We start from the raw sequence: 275 nt of genomic DNA on the forward strand, positions 1-275 counted from the left end.
CGCGAGCGGCTTTCTTCCGCGACTTCGGCGGCGACCAGATTGCCGAGGTTGCGATTGCGCACGTCCTCGCGGCGCGCCTGATCGAGCGTGGCGCGGCGTTGCTGCGCGGTGGCCTGGGCCTGACGAAGCGCGAGCGTGTAACGCGCCTGGTCGATGACGAACAGCACCTGGCCTTGCCTGACCTGCTGGTTGTCCAGTACTTGAACCGATGAGATCAGCCCCGACACGTCCGGCGCGACCTGGATCACGTCGGCGCGCACGTGCCCGTCGCGGGT

At 68.4% G+C, this 275-nt stretch carries 1 protein-coding gene; it reads right to left on the reverse strand.

The window, feature by feature from the left end; translation table 11 throughout:
* On the reverse strand, positions 1-275 hold a 275-nt coding region (locus tag SB822_RS56885; RefSeq protein ID WP_410859075.1), incomplete at both ends, for a biotin/lipoyl-binding protein.

Source organism: Paraburkholderia sp. SIMBA_054 (assembly GCF_046534875.1).
Taxonomy (GTDB): domain Bacteria; phylum Pseudomonadota; class Gammaproteobacteria; order Burkholderiales; family Burkholderiaceae; genus Paraburkholderia; species Paraburkholderia hospita.